The 19,361-nt window shown below is 46.8% G+C and carries 17 protein-coding genes; 10 read left to right on the plus strand and 7 right to left on the minus strand.

Annotation, left to right across the window (positions count from 1 at the left end):
- Window positions 1-15: 15 nt before the first annotated feature.
- Both RIG68_RS25415 and RIG68_RS25420 read right to left on the minus strand, forming a co-directional pair.
- Window positions 16-1,527 carry an FMN-binding glutamate synthase family protein gene (locus RIG68_RS25415; protein WP_350129087.1) on the minus strand — a complete coding sequence of 504 codons (1,512 nt, stop codon included), beginning with the start codon at window positions 1,525-1,527 and terminating at the stop codon, window positions 16-18.
- Between the two features lie 142 nt (window positions 1,528-1,669).
- A complete protein-coding gene (locus RIG68_RS25420; protein ID WP_350129089.1) occupies window positions 1,670-3,883 on the minus strand; it encodes a M28 family metallopeptidase in 2,214 nt (737 codons plus the stop codon).
- Window positions 3,884-4,002: 119 nt separating this feature from the next.
- Between RIG68_RS25420 and RIG68_RS25425 the strand changes: the two genes are divergently transcribed.
- Both RIG68_RS25425 and tpx read left to right on the plus strand, forming a co-directional pair.
- On the plus strand, window positions 4,003-4,962 hold the full coding sequence (locus tag RIG68_RS25425) for a type II CAAX prenyl endopeptidase Rce1 family protein (RefSeq protein ID WP_350129092.1): 960 nt from the start codon (window positions 4,003-4,005) through the stop codon (window positions 4,960-4,962).
- Window positions 4,963-5,059: 97 nt separating this feature from the next.
- A complete protein-coding gene (gene tpx / locus RIG68_RS25430; RefSeq protein ID WP_350129095.1) occupies window positions 5,060-5,560 on the plus strand; it encodes a thiol peroxidase in 501 nt (166 codons plus the stop codon).
- 85 nt (window positions 5,561-5,645) lie between these two features.
- Here the strand turns inward: tpx and mdh are convergent, their stop codons facing one another.
- From mdh to tilS, 3 genes are all read right to left on the minus strand, one after another.
- Window positions 5,646-6,572 carry a malate dehydrogenase gene (gene mdh / locus RIG68_RS25435; RefSeq protein ID WP_350129098.1) on the minus strand — a complete coding sequence of 309 codons (927 nt, stop codon included), beginning with the start codon at window positions 6,570-6,572 and terminating at the stop codon, window positions 5,646-5,648.
- A 127-nt stretch (window positions 6,573-6,699) separates the two neighbouring features.
- On the minus strand, window positions 6,700-7,233 hold the full coding sequence (locus RIG68_RS25440; protein WP_226940392.1) for a cyclic nucleotide-binding domain-containing protein: 534 nt from the start codon (window positions 7,231-7,233) through the stop codon (window positions 6,700-6,702).
- Window positions 7,227-8,564 (minus strand): tRNA lysidine(34) synthetase TilS, encoded by a 1,338-nt coding sequence (gene tilS / locus RIG68_RS25445; RefSeq protein ID WP_350129101.1) that lies wholly within the window; start codon window positions 8,562-8,564, stop codon window positions 7,227-7,229. The genes RIG68_RS25440 and tilS overlap by 7 nt, the downstream gene beginning before the upstream one ends.
- 93 nt (window positions 8,565-8,657) lie before the next feature.
- On the opposite strand from tilS, the gene RIG68_RS25450 reads away from it, so the two are divergent.
- From RIG68_RS25450 to ispE, 8 genes are all read left to right on the plus strand, one after another.
- The gene (locus tag RIG68_RS25450; protein ID WP_350129104.1) at window positions 8,658-10,403 is read left to right on the plus strand and encodes an OstA-like protein; all 1,746 of its coding nucleotides are present in this window, start codon (window positions 8,658-8,660) and stop codon (window positions 10,401-10,403) included.
- A gap of 39 nt (window positions 10,404-10,442) precedes the next feature.
- Complete coding sequence (locus tag RIG68_RS25455; RefSeq protein ID WP_350075379.1) at window positions 10,443-11,264, plus strand: outer membrane protein assembly factor BamD; 822 nt, start codon at window positions 10,443-10,445, stop codon at window positions 11,262-11,264.
- A gap of 3 nt (window positions 11,265-11,267) precedes the next feature.
- Complete coding sequence (locus RIG68_RS25460; RefSeq protein WP_151997485.1) at window positions 11,268-11,597, plus strand: DNA-directed RNA polymerase subunit omega; 330 nt, start codon at window positions 11,268-11,270, stop codon at window positions 11,595-11,597.
- Window positions 11,598-11,721: 124 nt separating this feature from the next.
- The gene (gene coaBC, locus RIG68_RS25465; protein WP_350129107.1) at window positions 11,722-12,918 is read left to right on the plus strand and encodes a bifunctional phosphopantothenoylcysteine decarboxylase/phosphopantothenate--cysteine ligase CoaBC; all 1,197 of its coding nucleotides are present in this window, start codon (window positions 11,722-11,724) and stop codon (window positions 12,916-12,918) included.
- A complete protein-coding gene (gene porD / locus RIG68_RS25470) occupies window positions 12,878-13,804 on the plus strand; it encodes a type IX secretion system protein PorD (RefSeq protein WP_350129110.1) in 927 nt (308 codons plus the stop codon). Before coaBC ends, porD begins: the two co-directional genes overlap by 41 nt.
- A 116-nt stretch (window positions 13,805-13,920) precedes the next feature.
- Window positions 13,921-15,576 carry a DNA repair protein RecN gene (recN, locus tag RIG68_RS25475; protein WP_350129113.1) on the plus strand — a complete coding sequence of 552 codons (1,656 nt, stop codon included), beginning with the start codon at window positions 13,921-13,923 and terminating at the stop codon, window positions 15,574-15,576.
- A 50-nt stretch (window positions 15,577-15,626) separates the two neighbouring features.
- On the plus strand, window positions 15,627-16,439 hold the full coding sequence (locus RIG68_RS25480; protein ID WP_151997489.1) for an enoyl-ACP reductase FabI: 813 nt from the start codon (window positions 15,627-15,629) through the stop codon (window positions 16,437-16,439).
- A gap of 133 nt (window positions 16,440-16,572) precedes the next feature.
- The gene (gene ispE, locus RIG68_RS25485) at window positions 16,573-17,376 is read left to right on the plus strand and encodes a 4-(cytidine 5'-diphospho)-2-C-methyl-D-erythritol kinase (protein ID WP_350129116.1); all 804 of its coding nucleotides are present in this window, start codon (window positions 16,573-16,575) and stop codon (window positions 17,374-17,376) included.
- Here ispE and RIG68_RS25490 read toward each other — a convergent pair whose 3' ends face one another.
- Window positions 17,377-18,288 carry a DMT family transporter gene (locus tag RIG68_RS25490; RefSeq protein WP_350129119.1) on the minus strand — a complete coding sequence of 304 codons (912 nt, stop codon included), beginning with the start codon at window positions 18,286-18,288 and terminating at the stop codon, window positions 17,377-17,379.
- Window positions 18,285-19,358 carry an LptF/LptG family permease gene (locus RIG68_RS25495; protein ID WP_350129122.1) on the minus strand — a complete coding sequence of 358 codons (1,074 nt, stop codon included), beginning with the start codon at window positions 19,356-19,358 and terminating at the stop codon, window positions 18,285-18,287. Before RIG68_RS25495 ends, RIG68_RS25490 begins: the two co-directional genes overlap by 4 nt.
- Window positions 19,359-19,361 lie beyond the last annotated feature (3 nt).

The following is a 19,361-nucleotide window of genomic DNA, read 5'->3' on the forward strand; positions in this document are numbered from 1 at the left end:
CTTTCAACCTCTTCCTTATTCGTCTACCCTGTTCAATACCGAATCGGGGAAATAGCGGTTAGTAAGGGCCACCATTTCGTCTCCTTTCACAAACATGCTAATGTTGATTTCCTCAGTATGCTTACAGCCACAAGCTCCCAGCAACTCGAGCACCGCTTCAATAGTATTATGATGAAAGTTGTATACTCTTTCAGCCTTGTCAGTGACCACTAGGCCTTTGACCAGTTCACCTTCTTGTGTAGCAACTCCCGTGGGGCAATCGTTGGTATTGCAACGCAGCGCCTGAATGCAGCCGATGCTGAACATAAACGCCCTGGCAGAATTACAAATATCTGCTCCCAATGCTTTCATCCGTAGAATAGAAAAAGCGGTAAGCACCTTGCCACTGGCAATTACCCTTACTTCTTCTCTCAATCCGAACTTTTTCAACGTGCTGTGCACAAATATCAGTGCAGGCTCAAGCGGAATGCCCACGGAGTCTGAGAACTCAAGTGGAGCTGCTCCAGTGCCGCCTTCTGCCCCATCAACAGTAATAAAGTCTGGCCAAACACCCTCTTCCTTCATTTCCTTACATAGCTCAATGAACTCTTCCGTCCGTCCCACGCAAAGCTTAAAACCGATCGGCTTCCCGTCGGAAAGTTCACGTAGCTCGGCGATAAAATGAACCAGGCCTTTTGCATCGCTGAATTTCTTATGGCTGGGGGGTGAAATAATAGTGGTATGAGGCTTCACACCTCTGATCTTTGCAATTTCTTCGGTATTCTTTGATCCGGGTAACACACCACCGTGGCCAGGCTTCGCCCCTTGCGAAAGCTTGATTTCAATCATCTTTACCTGGGGAGTAGCAGCCTTTTTCTTGAATTCGTCGGGATCAAAATCTCCATCGTGTGTGCGGCAGCCAAAGTATCCGGTTCCTATCTGCCAGGTAATGTCTCCTCCTCCTTCGAGGTGGTAATGTGAAAGACCACCCTCGCCAGTATTATGGTAGAAGTTGCCTTTTTTTGCCCCCTTGTTCAGGGCAAGAATGGCGTTCTTGCTCAGCGACCCGAAGCTCATAGCCGAGATATTGAGCACAGAAGCACTATAGGGATGCTTACAAAATTTACTTCCTATATCTACCCTCGGAAACTCCTTCACAGGCTCTGTGGCATATATTGAGTGCCTGATACCTTCATAGTGTTCATCGTTGATATTCAGTTGAGTGCCAAAAGGGTGAGTAGCGTTCACATTTTTTGCCCTGCGATACACCAGCGCACGGTGATTGCGGCTAAATGGCTTTCCATCCGTTGACTTTTCAATGAAATACTGCTGAATCTCAGGAGAAATCAACTCAAACAGATAACGAAAGTATCCCAGAATTGGGAAATTTCGGAGGATAGTGTGGCTCTTCTGAAGCCTGTTCATAATGCCCACAAAAATCAATGGGCCAATAACGATAAATGCCCACAACATGGGGGGCCAGAAATAGCTTACAATGCCAATAAAAATTACAGAGATCACAATGAACCTGTAGAATAGGTGTCTCATACTGACTAGGGTTGATAGTAAATTCTTAAAGATTGAAATCTTTGAGCAGATTTCACGGAGCTAGCCAAATAATATTTTAAAAATTGTGGTTTCCCACATTAATCCGGCAGCATCCTATGGCGAGGATGCTGCCGGGGGGCAATTACTTTGCAGCGGCAATGATCTTATCGAGGTGGCTGTTGAACTTGTCAAGCGTTGCAGCCAAAGTGATTATCTCTTCCTGAGCTTCTGCCCATTCCTCTTGCTCTATAGCTTCTCTCACTCCTGGAAGTGTTTTCACACCATATCCTGTGTAAAAACCGGGAGCATAAATCTCGTGCTTAAACCAATCCCTTCTTGGCAGCCCGCTCTCGTCGATTAATGTCCTTTCCGACTGATAGAGCAACTCATTGACCCTGGCCCATTTGGCAGGCGCAATGCTTCCGGCTTTGAGCAAGCCTTCCACCGCAGATGCCTTTTCTTTCAACGTTGCAAGTGAAGTTTGCAATGGGCTAAAGTTAAGATAAGGTACTCCTTTGGGGGGGAGCGGCTTGTAGTTGGGTTGTTTCGGATCGGCAGCCAGGTCGTAGTAGTTCTGCTTTAGCATGCCGTTGATCTTTTCTGCTTCCTTTCTCATTTGCTCCGGCAGCTTCATTACCTCATCGGCATAGGTGGCAACGGTACTATAGAAATGATCGAACTCAAAAGGAAGAATATCCGCATTGGCAAGCCTCATGGTCAAACGCCCGCAAACCTGTGCCAGCACTACTCCATACACCATCCCAGGATCCTGGAACCTGGAATAGTGGTCGTAAGAGTCGTAAATGGAATGGTACTCTCCTCCGCCGCTTTCACCACCAAAGCCGACGTTGAGCGAGGCGATACCCAAGTGCTGAATAAACGGGGTAAAGTCAGACCCTGACCCTAATGCGCTTATTTGAAAACCTTTATGGTCGGGGTTGCCAGAGTTTACTATATCAAACGCTTTTCTCCTTTCAGCCAGCGTCACACCTTTTTGCGGATCGGTGACCGAGGCCGCTACCTCTCCCACCAGCTCTTCCAGCGTATGAGATCCACCTGCAAAAAGGAATCCTCTACCATTTCCGTCGGTGTTGATATAAGCAACCGCCTTTTCTTTCAGCTCTGCAGCATGATCTTCAGCCCACTCGGTAGAGCCAATTAAGCCTGGCTCTTCGGCATCCCAGCCACAATAAACCAGCGTTCTTTTGGGCTTCCAGCCGGTTTTGGTTAGCTCAGCAACAGCTCTTGCCTCTTCCATCAAAGCCACCATGCCACTGACGGGATCGGCAGCTCCATTTACCCACGCATCGTGGTGGTTGCCACGAATCACCCATTGATCAGGAAATTCGCTGCCTTTCATTTTGGCTATTACATTGTAAGCAGGCTTGATATCCCAGTTGAATTCAAGTTTCAGGTGAACCTTTGCCGGGCCAGGGCCTATGTGATAAGTGATAGGAAGGCCACCTCTCCAGGAAGCCGGAGCTACAGGGCCTCCCAAAGCATCAAGTAGCGGCTTTGCATCACCGTAAGAAATCGGAATCACGGGAATTTTAGTCAATGTAGGCGCCGTCTTGATATCGAGCCTTTTTGCGTCCTTCGTTGCACCAATCCCTGGCGTCAAAGGGTCACCAGGGTACAGCGGCATATCCATCACCGAGCCACGCTGAGCACCCTGCTCGCTTCTGTAAGGCCCTTCAGGGTACACATCGCCCTGCACATAGCCATCGTCGGCCGGGTCAGAATAGATGATGCAGCCAATGGCACCTTTTTCAGCCGCCAGCTTGGGCTTGATGCCCCGCCATGAGCCATAGTATTTGGCTATCACAATCTTGCCTTTTACATCTATACCCGCCTTTTCAAGCTCCTCGTAGTCGGCTGGCACGCCGTAGTTGACATAGACCAGCTCGGCAGTCACATCGCCATCGGCAGAGTAGGCATTGTACACGGGCAGTTGCTCTTTGGTCTGCCCGGATGTGGCGTCCTCTTTAAGTGCTGGCTCAACAAGCCCTGCCTTAAAGCGAGTGGGGCCTGTCATCTCCAGCAGCCTCACTTTGGGCGTGGGGAAAAGCACATCGTAGCTCACTACCTCAGCGTCGTAGCCCCACGATTTAAACATCGCAGCCATAAAATCAGCATTGTCTTTGTCAAAAGGCGACCCCACGTGGTGTGGCCTCGACGACATACGCTTTAACCATTGATCGAGGTTTTCAGCCTTCAATTGCTGATCAAATTTTTTCTCCAGTTCCAGCTCAGTAGCCGGATCTTTGAAGCCCATAACGGCTTTGTCCTGGGCAAAAGCACCAGTGGCAGACAAGCCAAAAGCCACAAGGGTTAAAAAAGTAGTAAGTCTCCTCATTCGTTTTTTTTTCTTTAATATAGAAAGAAATTAACCTGAGAGAGTAGCCTTGTACAATGAAGGAAATATCACTTGAAGAGTGGCGCTATTTGAAATAACGATTATCCGACAGCTAGCAAATGATCAATCCATTTTTGGCGAGCATGAACAAGCGCTCTACCAAAGACCTTAAGCAGGTGATCGCTGAGAGTCAGAAGTATACTGCTGAGGCTATTGAAGCCGCCGTGACGGTGTTGAAGGAAAGGCAGGAAGTGGTAGACGCACCCCTTGTAGTCGCACAACCTACAGAAGCTAAACAGAAGAAAAGAAAGAAGAGGAGCTTTAGGCATTTCAAACATTACCTCCGGTTTATTGCATTTCCCGACTTTCACCAGATTCATTCCTCCACTGGAAAAAAAATTCTTTTTGCATTGAAGTTCTCCCTCAATGCCTTTGTCCTCTACCTACTCTCCCTCATGCTTTTGAATCCGTTATTAAGCGTATTGGAACTTCGCTTTCCCGATAGCCGGCCAGTCATTGAGGCTGGCGATTTTAAAGCGACAGATCTTGTACTTTTCACCATTTTTATGCCTCTAATTGTTGGGCTGATGGAAGAGCTAACCTGTAGACTGTTGCTAACCAATTTCAACAAAAAGTACCTCGACATCTCTCTTTCATTGATTTTTTCTTTCTTGCTAGTTCGGGTCTTCTCTGCTATCATGCCTATGTACTCCCCTACTAGTCTTGGCCCGACGGAAAATTTGGTTCTGGCCTATTTGGTAATAGCTGGATTTGCGGTTGTTATTTATACCCCCCTAAGCCGATCCAATCTACATTCGGGGTATCTGGAGAAGAATTGGAACAAGGCATTTAAAGGAATTTTTTACATCTCGGCCACAATTTTTTCGATTTTACACATCCCTAACTATCACTGGAACGATCAAGCCCTTCTATTGCTACCTGTTGTTTTGCTCCCATACTTCAACTACGCCTTCCTCTTCAGCCTTATCCGTATCCGATTGGGCATCGTCTACGCCATTGGCATGCACGCCCTTATTGATTTACTAGTTGTTTTAATGTTGTTTTCGAAAACCAACTAAAAGAATAAAAATGAGGAATTATTTTCACCTCATCTCGGTATTCTAACAAAGCATTCATTATTTAGTTACTCACATAAACCGTTAACAGAATATTCAAATGGCTAGAATTACTTTAGGTGGAAATCCATGCACCACTATTGGCGAGCTTCCGGTAGTAGGGTCTTCAGCACCAAATTTTAAATTAGTAAAAGCAGACATGTCGGAGGCATCTTTGTCTGATTTCAAAGGAAAAAAAGTGATCCTCAACATCTTCCCAAGCGTAGATACCAGGGTCTGTGCCACCTCGATAAGGACGTTCAACAAAGAAGCATCATCATTCGACAATACAGTCGTTTTGTGTATTAGCAAAGACTTGCCATTTGCCGCCAAAAGGTTTTGTGGCGCTGAGGGACTGGACAACGTAATCACGCTGTCTAACTTCAGAGACGGAAACGCTTTCGGCAAAGCCTATGGCGTAGAAATTATCGACGGTGGGTTCCAGGGGCTCGACGCAAGAGCTGTAGTAGTGATAGATGAAACAGGCCGGGTAGCATATACCGAACTTGTGCCGGAGATTGGGCAGGAGCCTAATTATGAAGGTGCGCTGAAAGCGATTTAAACAATTGAATGCCCTGAATGGGTCATAAAAAAGGCACCAGAGTGAGTTCTCCGGTGCCTTTTTATATTTGCTATTTGAAGGAAGACTAAAGTGCTAGAGCATCGTTCATATTACGAACAGCTGCTGCGCTGGCCTCAAACTTGGCTTTTTCTTCAGCGTTGAGCTTGAAATCCACCACTTTTTCCCATCCGTTTTTACCGATGATCACAGGCACGCCTACGCAGATGTCTTTTTGACCATATTCTCCTTCGAGATACACCGAAGCGCTCATTAGTTTTTTCTGGTCACGCACAATGGCCTCAATCACCGCTGCTCCTGATGCTCCCGGAGCGTACCAGGCAGACGTGCCCAACAGGCCGGTAAGTGTGGCACCACCCACCATCGTAGCTTTCGACACTTCTTCAAGCTTCTCTGCTGACAGGTAGTTGGATACAGGAGTTGAATTGTAAGTAGCCAGGCGAGTCAAAGGAATCATGGTGGTATCACCATGTCCGCCAACCACAACACCCTGCACATCATTGGCATTGCAGTTCAACGCCTCGGCCAACCTGTAGCGGAAACGAGCACTATCAAGGGTGCCGCCCATGCCAATAATGCGATTTTTAGGTATACCGCTTGTTTTAACAGCGAGATAGGTCATCGTGTCCATCGGGTTGCTGATCACCACGATGATCGCCTCTGGAGAATGCTTGAGCACATTTTCAGTTACCGACTTAACAATGCCGGCATTGGTGCCAATCAACTCTTCACGGGTCATGCCTGGTTTTCTTGGGATGCCTGACGTGATCACTACTACCTTCGAACCGGCTGTCTTGCTGTAATCGCCAGTAGTACCGATGATTCTCGAATTGAATCCATTGAGTGTTGCACATTGGTTGAGGTCCATTGCCTTGCCTTCCGCAAAGCCTTCTTTGATATCGAGGATCACAATTTCGTCAGCCAGTTCTTTCATGGCTGCGTACTCAGCTACACTGGCCCCGACGTTTCCAGCGCCAACAACGGTAATTTTCATATGTCTATTTTTTTAGGAGTTGAACCATTTAATAATCGGGACAAAGCTATAAAATACAAGCTATTATTCGAACAAGCTTTTGACTAATTGGCCTGCCCGGTAGCTAACAAATATGTGCGGCAAATATCTAGCGTCTTTTGTAAGCCAGGCTCAGGTCAAAAAAGCCGAAGTGATTTCGGTACGACTTCACAAGATTAGCAGAATAGGCGTTGTAAATCTCAGCAAACGAGGTCATCACCTTAGCCCTGATCACCGTGTTATCATTCATGATCTGCAATAAGTTTACCTGTGGGATGACATACAGTTCAGCGTTGTCGCTCACCACAACGGAGGTAAATATTCGGGTGGCATTTTCAATCACAGTATTGTCTCCAAAAGCATCGCCTGGATAGATCCGGGACAACTCCTCGAATTTATCCTTCACATCGATGTTCAACGCTATCTCCCCACTCTTAATGATGTAAAGCGCATGACTGGGGTCACCTCTAAAAAAAACAGCTTCCTCATTTTTATACTGCCTGAGATACAGATAAGGGACAAACAACGCCATCTCCTCATAGCTCAGGCGCTCGAACAGCCTTACTTTTTGCAAAAAGCCAAAAAGGTTGAGTTCCTCTGAGTTATAAGACCTTCTGAATGGATTCAATATGCTCTTTAACATACACTTAGTTTGTACACCCTGCTTGTGGAAGAAGTAATCTTACATCGGTCATCAATCCTTTTGCCAACCACCCAGACCACTTCGCCGCCCGACAACAGGACATATACCCTGCTTTTCAAGTTTACTGGAATTTTGGCATCAATCATAAAATCGCTGATCTTTTTTTGGCCGCTCATGCCCAGTGGCACAAAGCTGTCTCCCTCCCTCCAGCGCCGAAGTTCCAGGGGAAATTGCAGGCAGTCAGCGTCTAACAAAGCTAGGTTCTGTGATTTGTCAATAGCTACAGGCATAGCCAACCTTTCACAGCTAAGCTTTCCGAGTTGAAATGTTATCTCCTTGTCATTTGCTTCAATAAGAATCGGTTCATCACCCTCATCCCCACCTACCCTGCTTATAATAAGTCGGCCCCGGTCCAAATTGATTTGATGGGTATCAGTCAAAAAAAGTTTGCCAGAAGTGCCTTCTTCAATACTCGCTTCCAATTGCTTGAAAGACTTGTAGGCTAGCGAAGTTTTTGCCTTCAGGTACTCAAAGAGGTAAAATATGGAATGCTCCCCGGCTCCCTTCAGTGCTATTTCGGTGTAGTCACCCTTTTCCGCCACCTGCTGGCTCCGCCACACTTCCAGCGAACCCTTAATGGCAACGTCAGTTGCCCAAAGCCTGGCCAGCGTGTCCTTCAGGGTGCCCCCGAGCGAAGGATTTAGTTCTTCCAACACCGGCACTACACGGTGTCGCAGCTTGTTTCGCTCGTAGTCATCTTTTGCATTCGAGGCATCCTCTCTCCACTTCAGGGCCAGCGCACCGGCTATTTCTCTTATTTCTTCGCCCGTAAATGCCAGCATAGGCCTCACAAAATGGTCCCTGGCCGGTGTAATGCCGGAAAGTCCCCGAAAGCCTGTCCCATGTGTGAGGTTGAGCAAAATGGTTTCCAGCGCATCGTTGACGTGGTGCGCCGTGGCAATTTTTGCGTTGCCGTATTGCTGACTTAGGGTGGAAAAATAGCCGTACCTGAGCTCTCTGGCCGCCATTTGAATCGATACACCGTTTTCCTCTGCAAAAGCCGTCGTGTTGAACGAAGTGGAGAAAAATTGCACTTTCCATTCTTTAGCCAATTGTTTCACGAAGGCCTCGTCGCCATCGGAAGCTTCGCCTCTCAACTTAAAATTGCAGTGCACAACACCGAAAGATTGCCCCAACTCCATCATCAATCTGCCCATCACCACCGAATCGACTCCCCCACTAATCGCCAGGAAAATCTTCCCCTCAGCACTGAAAAGGTCGTACTTCCGGATAAAAATTCTTAATTCATGGAGTTTTTTTTCGATATCCATACCGCATTTGGTGGCCCTGCCGTTTAAGCAGCTAAAGGAACTTTACGCAAGTAAAGGTTCTTTCTCTATTTTTGCCACGCACTAACAAAAACAATGAGGCAATTCTCTTTTCAAATACTCATCATCTTTTTCTTCCTGCTGGGCATCTCGCTTCCCGCCCAGGCGCAGCGCAAGGAGAAGCTCAAATACAAGGCAGAGCATGGCATGGTGGTGAGAGACAAAGCTGGCTCATATGAAAGGTTGTGGGAAAATGTGACCTTCTCACAGAAGAATACTATCATCTATTGCGACTCGGCGGTGATGCTGAAATCCACCAATTCCATGGAGGCTTTTGGGCACGTAAGAATTGTTGACAACGACACCGTGACCATTACCGGCAACAAGCTTTTTTACGATGGTAATACCAGAAAAGCGCAGATGCGGGAAAATGTGGTGTACACCAGTGGCGAGAACAGGCTTTACACCGACTTTCTGGACTATGAACTAGACACCCGTGTGGCCAACTACTTTAACAATGGTAAGCTGGTAGATTTGAATAACACCCTTTCGAGCCGCCGGGGCTATTTCTACGGTTTTGAAGACCGGGCCACTTTCTACGGCAAAGTCGAACTATTAAGCCCGGAATACACACTACATTCCGATACACTCAGGTACAACACCATTACCAAAATTGCCATCACCGACGGGCGAACGGAGATTATCACCTCCGACAGCACCATGCTTTATTCTAAAGGTGGAGAGTTCAAAACTATTCCCGAGCAGTCTTCATTTATCAAAGGTCAAATAGACACCAGAGACTATATTCTGGAGGGTGACGAGCTGTTTTTTGACGACATCAATAAATACTACACCGCTACTGGTCATGTGAAAATGACAGCAAAAAACAATGATGTCATCATCACTGGCGAAAAGGGAGTTTACTGGAGAAACAAAGGTTTGTCGAAGGTGTTTGGCAATCCCGTCATGAAAAAAATGATGCAGGCGGATACCTTTTACCTGGCTGCCGACACCCTGATCTCAATAGAAGATAATGTAGACTCCCTGAAAAGGATACTGGCTTACAACCATGTGAGAATGTTCAGGTCTAATTTGCAGGGAAAAGCAGATTCGCTGGCCTATTTCATTGCCGATTCCAGTATCACCTACTATTTCGATCCGGTGCTGTGGAACTTCAAGAATCAGATAGAATCTGACACGATCAGTTTGTATCTAAAAAACAACGTGATCGACGAGATGTACATGCAGAAAGACGCATTCATCGTTTCGCAGGATACACTCAAACAGTTTAATCAAGTCAAGGGACGAAACATGAGGGCTTACTTTGCTGATAATTCCATCAAGAGAGTGGACGTAAATGGCAACGGTGAGAGCATTTACTATGTGTTAAGCGACGGCGACAGCCTGCTGATGGGCATGAACCGGATACTATGCAGCAATATCACCATGCGGTTCAAGGGAAATGACCTAAATAATATTTCGTTCTACATGAAACCGGAGGCCACATTCTACCCGCCACACGAAATTACGCCCGAGCTCACAAAGCTGGATGGGTTTGCCTGGCGGGCCAGTGAACGGCCTACTCTTCTACAGGTACTCAGCCCCGTTCCGCCGGAAGAAATCACAACCGACAGCCTGGGCAATGCCATCAAGAAACCTTCTCCTACAAAACCTGTCCGAAAAAGCGGTGTGAGCACTACTTCAAGTTCAGCGAAAGGTGCAGCAGGAGGTTTGCCAAACAACGCAAGAGGTACTCTACCATCTAAAACCGCCGTTCCGACAAAAAAACCCAACCCTAACGGCACATCTGGTGTCAAAAAGAAAGAAAACAGCCAACAATAGATTGGTAATTAGCTGACCATCACTTAATTTTGCGAGCTTATGTTCAAAACCCGGCTTTTAGTAACGCTTTTATACCTTTCGATAGGTTTCATCACAGTTTCTTGCAGCGAATTTCGAAAAATCCAGAAGAGCACTGACTGGAAAAGGAAGTATGATGCGGCAATGAAATATTATGAGGAGGAAGAGTACTACAAAGCCAACGTGCTTTTTGAAGATATCATCCCTATCATTAAAGGAACCAAAGAAGCTGAGCTGGCGGAGTACTACTATGCTTATTCTTACTATTATCAGAAGCAATACATATTAAGCTCCCACTACTTCAAAACATTTGCCACTACCTACGCCAGAAGTGAGCATGCCATGGAAGCGCAATATATGAATGCCTATTCGCTGTATCTTGAGTCGCCGGTAACTGACCTCGACCAAAGCAGCACCTATGAGGCCATTGCATCTATGCAAACCTTTATAAATAAGTACCCGTACAGCGAATACAAAGATAAATCGCAGCAGATCATTGACGATCTTCAGCTAAAATTAGAGAAGAAATCTTTTGACAATGCCCGCCTGTACTACCAACTCAGGAGGTACAAATCGGCGGTTGTGGCATTCAATAATTTTGAAGTAGATTTTCCAGATTCTGAGTTTAATGAAGAGGGATCATTTCTTCGTATTAAATGTCAGTTCGAATATGCTCAGCAAAGTATCCCGAGCAAGCAGGAGGAACGATACAGAGAAGCAATTGTTTATTACCAGAAGTTTATAGACAAATTTCCAGAAGGTAAATTTGTACGGCAGGCCCAGGATATGTACACGATCAGCCTGGAGCAGGTACGTGAATTAGCAAGTATTTCAAGTAACTAAGATATGGCAGTTAACAAAACAAATTCGCAGGCATCTATTATCACCCGTGATAATGCGCAACTGGCTAAACCCACAGGCAACATTTATGAGTCTGTAGTAATAGTTGGTAAGAGAGCCAGACAGCTTTCTGCAGAAATGAAAGAGGAGCTTAGCAATAAGCTGGCTGAATTCGCTTCTACCGTAGACAACCTGGAGGAAATTTTCGAGAACAGAGAGCAGATCGAAATCTCTAAGTTCTATGAGAAGATGCCTAAGCCTACCATCGTGGCAACAGATGAGTTTCTGGAAGGAAAGCTTTATTTCAGAAGAAACGAAGAAGAGGAAACAGCTTAATTAGCTTTTCCTTCAACCAAATTCATTTCGAATAGCCTGAAAAGCGTTAATTTGAAAATGAAGCGGCTGAAACTGACCTTTGGTTATGAATTTGGCCGCTTCATAGTTTTTCAATTACATTAACATGCTTCAAGGTAAAAAAATCCTTCTGGGTGTTTGTGGCAGCATTGCCGCTTATAAATCGGCTCTTCTCACCCGTTTACTCGTTAAACAAGGCGCAGAGGTGCAAGTACTTCTCACTGCCGACGCCAAAAACTTCATCACCCCGCTTACGCTTTCCACACTTTCTAAGAAAGCAGTTTATTCCGACTTCTTTCACTCGACCGACGGTACCTGGAACAACCATGTAGAGCTTGGCTTATGGGCTGATGCCATGGTAGTAGCACCGGCAAGTGCCAACACCCTGGCGAAAATGGCCAATGGCATTTGCGATAACCTGCTGCTGGCCACCTACCTTTCTGCCCGCTGTCCCGTGTTCTTTGCCCCTGCCATGGATCTCGACATGTACAAGCATCCATCTACCACCGCCAATATCAACTCGCTTCTGTCCTACGGTAATAAGCTCATCGATGCCGAAGATGGCGAGCTCGCCAGTGGCCTGAGAGGTGTGGGTCGCATGGCTGAACCAGAGCATATTGTGCAGCATCTGGAGGAGTACTTCAGCAAAACACAGCGCCTGGCCGGGAAAAAAGTCCTCATCACGGCTGGCCCAACACACGAAGCAATCGATCCGGTTCGTTTCATAGGCAATCATTCCACGGGCAAAATGGGCTTTGCGTTGGCAGAGCAGTTTGCCAGCCAGGGAGCGACAGTGGAAGTAGTGAGTGGTCCCTCGTCACTTTCCGCCTCCCATGCTGCCATTAACGTCACCAAAGTTCGTTCGGCTGAAGAAATGCTGACAGCTTGCGAGGTGCTGTTTAACGATGTTGATATCGCCGTTTTTGCTGCCGCTGTAGCCGACTACCGCCCCGACACACCCGCACAGGAAAAGATTAAGAAGAGCGATGACACGCTCACTTTGCACCTGGTGAAGAACCCGGACATTGCAGCTACGCTCGGTAAAAAGAAGAAAAAGCAATTTACTGTCGGCTTTGCGTTGGAGACGACCAACGAAATAGCTTATGCGAAGGAAAAGCTGCACAAGAAAAACTTCAATCTCATCGTTCTCAATTCGTTGAAAGACCAGGGAGCGGGATTTGCCCACGATACAAATAAGATTACTATCTTAGACCATGATGGAAGCAGCACATTTGACCTTAAATCTAAACAGGAAGTGGCCAATGACATTGTTGACGTGGTTTGCAAAAAAATGGGCTTATAGCCTGGCAATAGCATGCGTTTTGTGTGCGACAGTGAGTGCCAACGCCCAGGAACTCAATTGCAAAGTGACAGTGAACGCACAGCAGGTGCAAACCACCGAACGTCGGATCTTTTCTGACATGGAGCAGGCATTTACCCAGTTCTTCAACAGCCGCAAATGGACGAACGACGTTTACAAGCAAGAAGAGCGGATCAACTGCAACATCATCATTAACATGGAGGAAATGCCCTCCGTTGGCAACTTCAAGGCAGCTGTGCAAGTGCTGTCGGCCCGGCCAGTATATAATTCGGGGTATGAATCGCTTGTTTTCAACTTTGCTGACCGGGACTGGCAGTTTGACTACACGGAGTCGCAGCCCCTGCAGTTCAACGAGAACGCCTTTACAAGTAACATCACATCAATGCTGGCCTACTATGCCTACATCATTCTGGGCATGGACTACGACACGTACTCAAAAATGGGAGGCACGCCTTATTTCGAAAAGGCGTTTCTTGTTGTTAACAATGCCCAGCAGTCGGGAGCCGTTGGCTGGGATCAGTTTGGGAACAACCGAAACCGCTACTGGCTCACAGAAAACCTGATGAATGCTGCCATGATCCCCCTACGTGAAGCATCCTACGACTACCATCTGAAAGGTCTCGACCTCTTTCAGGAAAAGCCAAACGAATCCAGGGTGGCGATGCTCGAGACACTAAAAAAAATCCAACAAGTAAAAGCCGTAAGGCCTAATAGTATTTACCCCATCGCTTTCATGGATGCCAAACTGGATGAGCTGGTAAATATTTACTCACAGGGAGATAGATCGGTTCGGCAACAGGCTTATGACATCCTGACCAAACTAGACCCGGGAGAAAACGATAAGCTTCAGGCAATCCTCAAGAATTGAGCGTTGGAAGTGAGGGATTCTTTTAAAGAATTCTCCACTCAACTCGGCTTTCAAAACATTTAAACTTATATTTTTGGCTTCCTTAACGCAAAGACAATAGGGAGTAACCGGCAACCATGCTAAAACACTTGCTCATTAAAAACTATGCACTCATTGAACACCTGGAGATGACGCCATCGCCCAGGCTGAACATGATAACAGGTGAAACTGGCGCAGGTAAGTCCATTATGCTGGGAGCCGTTGGCCTGCTGCTTGGCAACAGGGCCGACACCAAGTCGCTCTACAACGAAAATGAAAAGTGTGTAGTGGAAGGCTCTTTTGATGTTTCCGCCTACAGATTGGCCCCGCTTTTTGAGGAAAATGAACTTGACTACGAGGCAGTAACGCTGATCCGAAGGGAAATCAGCCCTTCCGGCAAATCGAGGGCCTTTGTGAACGACACACCCGTAACGCTGGATGTGCTCAAGTCGCTGGGAGATCATTTAATGGATATCCATTCACAGCACGACACATTGCTGCTTGCTTCTAATAAGTTTCAGCTGGGTGTGATCGATGCCTATGCTGGCAGTCAGTCGTTGATAGATGGCTATACCGGCTTTTTCAAAAACTTCAGAAAGAAAAAGAAAGCTTACGAGCAATTGGTGACCGAAAGTGCTGAGCTGCAAAAGGAGGCGGAATACAACCTGTTTCTTTACACCGAGCTTGAAAAAGCAGCCTTGAAGGCAGACGAGCAGCAACAATTGGAGGATGAACTCGCCACTTTGGAGCACGCCGAAGAAATCAAGCTAAGGCTCAATGAAAGCCTGCAGTTGCTTAGCGAGGCAGAATTCTCTATTGAAAGCCAACTGGCGCAGGTAACGCATGCCCTCTCTGCTGCTGGTAAATTTTCAGGTAAAATCAATGCCCTCAGAGAGCGGCTGGAAAGCGCTGTGATTGAGCTACAGGATATTGGCGAGGAAATAAAAAAAGAAGACGATCAGATTGAGTACGATCCTGAGAAAATACAATTGACAAAAGAGCGGGTTGATTTGATCAATCAGCTGCAGCAGAAGCACAGAGCGGCCTCTATTGAAGAGCTGCTCGTTATTCAGCAAAACCTTGAAGCAAAGGTGAGGCTTGTCCAAAATCTGGACGACACACTTACCGATGCCAAAAACGAGCTTGATGATGCGGAAAAGGAATTGGCGTTGGCGGCTACTAAGTTGAGTGAGCATAGAAAGTCTGCTTTCGCCAGTTTCTCGAAGGCAGTAGTGGAGATCGTAAGAGAGCTCGGCATGCCTTTGGGATCTTTCGAGGTAAGCCACAAGCTGGTGCCCCCAACAGAGTCGGGTGTTGATGAAATTGGCTTCCTTTTCAGCGCCAACAAGGGCATTACGCCAAGGGAACTCAAAGACGTAGCCTCTGGTGGTGAATTTTCACGGCTCATGTTTGCTATCAAATATATCCTCACAGACAAAACTGCTTTACCTACCATCATTTTCGATGAGATTGACACAGGCATTTCTGGTGAGATCGCCAACAAGATGGTGGGAATGATGAAAACAATGGCCATGAAGCACCAGGTAATCTCCATCAGCCACCTGCCTCAGTTTGCAGCCAGGGGCGATGCCCATTATTTTGTTTACAAAGACAACAGCAGCGACAAAGCCGTGAGCAAGGTAAAACTTCTGGAAGAAGAGGAAAGAGTCAACGAAATTGCCAAGATGATTGCCGGCGCCTCCCCTACCGCATCGGCGCTGCAAAACGCACGGGAGCTACTACAGCAGGATTGAGTTAAATTTTTCTATTTTTGCCCATATTACATTCGCTTAAAACAAGAACTATGGCTTATAATCTATTAAAAGGAAAAAGAGGAATCATTTCTGGCGCATTGGATGAAAACTCCATTGCCTGGCATGTGGCTGAAAAAGCCCACGCCGAAGGTGCAACTTTCACCCTTACCAATGCACCTATCGCCATGCGAATGGGCAAAATAAACGACCTGGCCAAGGCCTGCAATGCGGAAATCATTCCAGCCGACGCCACATCTGTGGAAGAACTGGAAAACCTTTTCAGCAAGTCGACAGAAATATTGGGTGGAAAAATTGACTTCGTGCTGCACTCTATCGGCATGTCACCTAACATCCGCAAAGGGAAGTCGTACGGTGAGCTGAACTACGACTGGTTTCAGAAGTCTATTGATATTTCCGCTCTTTCCTTTCATAAAATGATGCACGTGGCCGAGAAGCAGGACGCACTGAACGAGTGGGCCTCCATAGTTGGTTTGTCTTACATAGCCGCTCAGCGCACGTACCCATTCTACACTGATATGGCCGATGCCAAAGCTGTGCTGGAATCCATTGCCAGAGGCTACGGATACAGACTGGGAAAAGCGAAGAACGTGAGGGTGAATACGATCTCTCAATCGCCTACAAAAACAACAGCCGGGTCAGGCATCGACGGCTTCCAGAGCTTTTATGACTTTGCCGACAAGCAGTCGCCATTGGGTAACGCACCAGCCGGCGCTTGTGCCGATTACTGCATTTCGCTTTTCTCAGACCTTACCCGCATGGTAACGATGCAGAACTTGTACCATGATGGTGGATACTCCAGCACAGGTATCTCTGAAGAGGTGATTGAAATGTTCAATAAGTAATTGAAATAACTTTGCGTATACGGATCGTCGTGCCTGCGAAAGCAGGCATCTCCGTTTAACTACCTGTCAGTTGGTTATCATTGCCTGATCAATACGCCTTGCAAAGAATTTCGGACTACAACCAAAGCCCTCAGTGATCACCTTCCCCAACGCTAAAATCAATCTGGGACTTCATATCCTTTGCAAAAGAACGGATGGGTATCACGACATTTCTAGTCTCTTTCTGCCTATTCCGCTACAGGATGTGTTAGAAATAGTGGAAGCTAAACCCTTGTCATTTACATCATCGGGTTTGCCCATCCCCGGCAATAGTGACGACAATCTTTGCCTGAAAGCCTATCAGTTACTTCAAAAGGATTTCCAACTCCCTCCCATCAGCATCCACCTCCACAAAGCCATCCCTATGGGAGCTGGGCTCGGCGGCGGCTCTGCCGATGGCGCTTTTATGCTGGTGATGCTCAATAAAAAATTTGCGCTGGGGCTGAGCGACACTCAGCTGGAAGACTACGCAGCTCAGCTTGGTAGTGATTGCCCCTTTTTTGTGAAAAACCAGCCGGCCATGGCGCTTGGTCGGGGAACTGAGCTAACGCCCTTCCCTATTGACCTCGAAGGGTACCATCTGCTGCTTGTATTCCCTGGTATTCACATCGGAACGAAAGAGGCCTACGCTGGTGTAGAACCCAATGATAAGCAGCACGGCATCACTGATATCCTTTCCCAGCCCATTGGAAAATGGAAAGGCCAGTTGGTAAATGACTTTGAGCAATCTGTCTTCCCCAACCACCCTGCTCTGAAGGAAGTAAAAGAAAAGCTTTATGCCAAAGGGGCCGTTTATGCCAGCATGACAGGCTCCGGTTCAACGATGTATGGAATTTTCGAAGACAAACCGAAAGCAAGACTGGCAGGTGAAATGAGTAGCTGGACCACTATGCTCTAATCACCGCAACACATCGGTCTCCAGTGCTTTTCTCTTGTAGTACCTATTGATCCATGGGTACACCAGCACAGACGATAAAATAACAAGTGTCCCCAGATAAAATCCCGGTTTCATTTTCTCTTGCTCTCCGAAAATCACAAGCGCCAGAATAATCCCGTAAATAGGCTCGAGGTTGACCGCTAAATTGACGGCAAAGGCCGGAATCCTTTTCATCAGCTTCACCGACTCAGAATAGGCATACACCGTGCAGGCGAGCGCCAGAATTGTGAGCCAGAGCAGGTCGTAGCCATGCAACCCAAGCTGAACCCCATCGGAAAAGTAAGCCCCATAGATCGGGAAGAACAGAATGATGCTCAGTGAGGCGCCAATCATTTCATAAAACGTGACCGTGAAATGGTAATGCCGCTGCGTGAACTGGGAGTTGATGACCGTAAACACGGCGGCCAGAAATGCCGAAACTATGGCCACGAAAAGGCCCCAGGCATACTTGAACTCCACATTGAAAATAATAACGATGCCCACTATCGCCATCAGCCCCAGCACAACCTCAAAGCCCTTCACACGCTTTTTGGTCATGAGAGGTTCCAAAAGGCTAGTCCATAACGAAATGGTGGCTATTCCGGCCAGGCAAACCGAGATATTGGAGAGCCGGGCGGCGGCAAAAAAAAGTATCCAATGTACGCCGATGATAATGCCTGTACCAAGCGTTTTAACAATGTCCTTAGTGCCTATTGCAAAGCTTTTCTTTCCAACGAGCAGCATTATGGCCAGTGCGATGGCTGAAATGAATGTGCGGTAAAAAACCAGCTCCACCGACGGCATGCTCACCAGCATGCCCAATATGGCTGTGAAGCCCCATAAGAAAACAATGAAATGGAGCTGTAGATAGTCTTTGGTGTACTGACTCGTCATCGGGGAAGCGTGAAGTACATGAGCCCTCCAATAGTACCAAATACAATATTAGGCAGCCAAACTGCCAGTATGGGATCCATTGAGCCTGCTTCGGCAACTGCCCTTGAAAACGTGTAGAAAATGATATACAAAAAAGCCAGGGCAAAGCCCAGGGCGATAAGGTAGCCAGTGCCTCCTCTCGACTTTCTTGCTGAAACAATCACTCCTATAAACGTGAGGATGATGACGGCAAATGGCTGCATATAGCGGATATATTTCTCAATTTTGTAAATCACCACATCCTCCGCTCCTCTGGCGGTTTGCAATTGAATGTGCTCTTCCAATTCATTCATGTTCATGGTCTCCTGGCGACCATAGTTGTTGGTAAAATCCGCCGGAGACAGGCTCAATGCCGTATCAAGTTGAGTTCCTGCTGTTATTTTCTCTTCAAAACCATCAATCTCCCGTAGCTGCCAGTTGATTACCTTCCACTTGTGGGTTGTTGAGTCCCAGTCCATTCGGTTAGCTACCAGCTTGGCTTTCATCTGATCTCCCTCTATCTTCTCCAGCGTTACTTTGTAGGCCACGTCCGAGCTGTTATTATAACTCTGGAGGTACAGGTAGGTGTCATCTCCTACCTTCATGTGAATATCTCTCTCAACAAAATAAAATGCCTTTTTCACGTAGGCCACTTCGAAGCCAATCCTGAATTTATTGGCATTAGGAATGATGTATCCGTTAAAAAAAAATGTGAGTATGGCGATAAGAACAGCACCTATAGCATAGGGTACAAGCATGCGTTTGAAGCTGATGCCGCTGGCCAGAATGGCAATTATTTCTGTCCGGGCGGCCATATTGGCTGTGATGAATACAGTAGCAATGAAAACAGTGATGGGGGTGATTAAGCTGGCGAAGAAAGGAAAAACAGTGAGGTAATATTTGAAGATGATCGCAGCTTCCAAACCATTTTTGATGAACTTATCATTCTTCTCAGTGAAATCGATTACACAGATGACAGACACAAGCATCACCATCACAAAAAAGAATGTGACGAGAAATTTCTTGAGTATGTATTTGTCGATCAGCTTCATTTC

The organism is Imperialibacter sp., from assembly GCF_040222385.1.
Lineage (GTDB): Bacteria > Bacteroidota > Bacteroidia > Cytophagales > Cyclobacteriaceae > Imperialibacter.